At 63.6% G+C, this 2,127-nt stretch carries 3 protein-coding genes; all 3 read right to left on the bottom strand.

Translation table 11 applies throughout. The annotated features are described in order from the left end of the window. Positions 1-31: 31 nt before the first annotated feature. Positions 32-616, bottom strand: a complete 585-nt coding sequence (locus AB7849_RS19435) for a phosphatase PAP2 family protein (RefSeq protein ID WP_008216069.1) — start codon at positions 614-616, stop codon at positions 32-34. Further along, positions 613-1,236, bottom strand: a complete 624-nt coding sequence (locus AB7849_RS19430; RefSeq protein ID WP_027489457.1) for a cation transporter — start codon at positions 1,234-1,236, stop codon at positions 613-615. Before AB7849_RS19430 ends, AB7849_RS19435 begins: the two co-directional genes overlap by 4 nt. Next, on the bottom strand, positions 1,233-2,127 hold an 895-nt coding region (locus AB7849_RS19425), incomplete at its 5' end, for an FTR1 family iron permease (protein WP_369501561.1). The genes AB7849_RS19430 and AB7849_RS19425, both read right to left, overlap by 4 nt.

Here is a 2,127-nt window from a genome sequence, read left to right as displayed (position 1 = left end):
CTAGACCCTCGCTTCGCAGCGGGGCGAAACCTTATCCCTGAGATGGCAATGGCGCGATGGCTGATGTCACGGACCGGCGAAACCACAGCCAGCCACTGAGCATGGCCAGTCCGCCCATCCCGAGGGCTCCCAGCATATCGCCGGGGTAGTGCACGCCCAAGTAGATCCGTGCCCAGGCCATCGGCAGGCCGAGCAGTGCGATCCCGATGCCCCAAGGCCGGCTGCATTGATTCAGCAACAGTATGCCGGCCACCACCCATTGCACAGTCAGATGGTCGCTGGGAAAGCTGCCGGTCGCCGCATGAGACACCCATGCTTGACCGACTCCAGCGACAAAGGGACGTGCGCGATCCCAAACCAAGCCGATGATCAGGTTCGCGAGCAATGCTGCAGCGGCGGCACCCGATGCTTTCAGGGCGATCAAGCGCATCGACTGGCGAGGAACCATCAGCATCCACCCAAGAAGGAGAGCTGTCAGGATCAACGGTCCATCGGCCAGGACGCGCGCCACATGAAGCATCGCTGGCGACGGTGGCACCGGCGAATGAATGGCGTTGAACAGTCGAAGGTCAACGGCGTAAACCATCGAGCCAAATCCCGAGATCGGCGACGTCATGGCTTGCCGTTCGGTGCAATGGCGGCGATCCGTGCGTCCTTCGCTTCGCGCAGAATGCCCAACGCCTCCTTCAGCACGTAGCAGGCGATGGCCGTACCGATCACCAGATCAGGCACGGCGCTGTGCAGAAGAAGCACCAGCACACCGGACACGATCACCGCCAGATTGGCGATGACGTCGGCCCGCGTGCATATCCAGATGGCGCGCAGATGCACTTCACCGTGACGAAATCGCGCCAAGAGCCTCAGCACCGTGGCATTCACGATCAAGGAAACGAAGGCAACGCTCATCATCCATAGGCCTTCCGGGTGGCTACCGGTCACCAGACGCCAGAGCACCCCCACCAGTACGCCGACGCCAAGAACCACCAGCAAGGTTCCATTCCAGTGCGCGGCCGACGCCTTGAAATAGGCGCTGCGTGTCCACGCCAGCAAGGCGATGCCGTAGGCGCAGGCATCGCCCAGCATATCCAGCGAATCAGCGACCAGGCCCATCGATTGGGCGATCAGGCCGGCCACGACACCGACCACGAACATGGTGGCATTGAGACCGAGCGCGATGCGCAGGATGCGGCGTTCCGCCTCGCTGGCGGCTTCGGCGTGGCAACCGCAGTCGCTCATGCGCGATCCTCTTCCGGGCGTGTAGTGGTGGATGCGGGCAATGCGTCGGGAGCGCTACGGCCACGAAGCATATTGAACATGAAACCCGCACTCAGCATCAGGACCACGGCGATTTGTGCGAGCAGCGTCTGCCAGGTCGGATAGATGCCGAGCAGTTCAATGTGCGGCACCGGGGCGACCGTCACCGACACCCAGCCAGCTTCCTGCAACGCGGCGATGCCCTTACCCGCGAGAACGACGGCCAGCACGGCGATCAGGATCGAACTCGCCGCGAAGAACTTGCCGATGGGCAGACGCCGACTGGTGCGCAGCAGGAGCCAGGCGATCAGTCCCAAGGTCACCGCGCCGGCCGCAATGCCGCCCAGCAGCCAGACTTCCTGGCCGTCGTTCCAGAGCGCGGCGTAGAACAGGATCGTCTCGAACACTTCCCGATACACCGAAATGAAGGCGAGGCCGAACAGGAACCACGCCGAACGTCGGTCGAGTGCCGCGGCCATCTTTTCCTTCAGGTAGGCCTGCCAGCGTCCACCAATACTCTTTTGGTGCATCCACAAGCCGACACTGAGCAGCACCACGGCGGCGAACAGCGAAGACAGGCCCTCGGTTAGTTCGCGACCGGCGCCACTGATCGAGATGGCATAGCTGGCCAGTGCCCAGGTGATCCCGCCGGCCACCAAGGCAAGAATCCAGCCGGCATGCACGTAACGCACTTCCACGCGTCGATCTGCCTTGCGCAGGAAGGCCAGCAAGGCGACGACCACCAGCAAGGCTTCCAGACCCTCGCGAACCAGAATCGTGAAGGCGCCGAGGAACGTGGCGGCCGGATCGCCCGCCGCATCCGCCGTGACCTCCTGCGCCTGCGCAAGCAGGACATCCACGGCGTGGGCCCGC

This window comes from Rhodanobacter sp. FW021-MT20, assembly GCF_041107475.1.
Lineage (GTDB): Bacteria > Pseudomonadota > Gammaproteobacteria > Xanthomonadales > Rhodanobacteraceae > Rhodanobacter_A > Rhodanobacter_A glycinis.
The sequence above is the reverse complement of the archived record's forward strand: the minus strand, read 5'-3'. Positions and strand labels throughout refer to the sequence as shown.

What these genes read in the sequence shown, in the direction of transcription:
- AB7849_RS19435 (WP_008216069.1), bottom strand. Translation starts at nt 616, where the DNA reads ATGACGTCGCCGATCTCGGGATTTGGCTCGATGGTTTACGCCGTTGAC.
- AB7849_RS19430 (WP_027489457.1), bottom strand. Translation starts at nt 1,236, where the DNA reads ATGAGCGACTGCGGTTGCCACGCCGAAGCCGCCAGCGAGGCGGAACGC.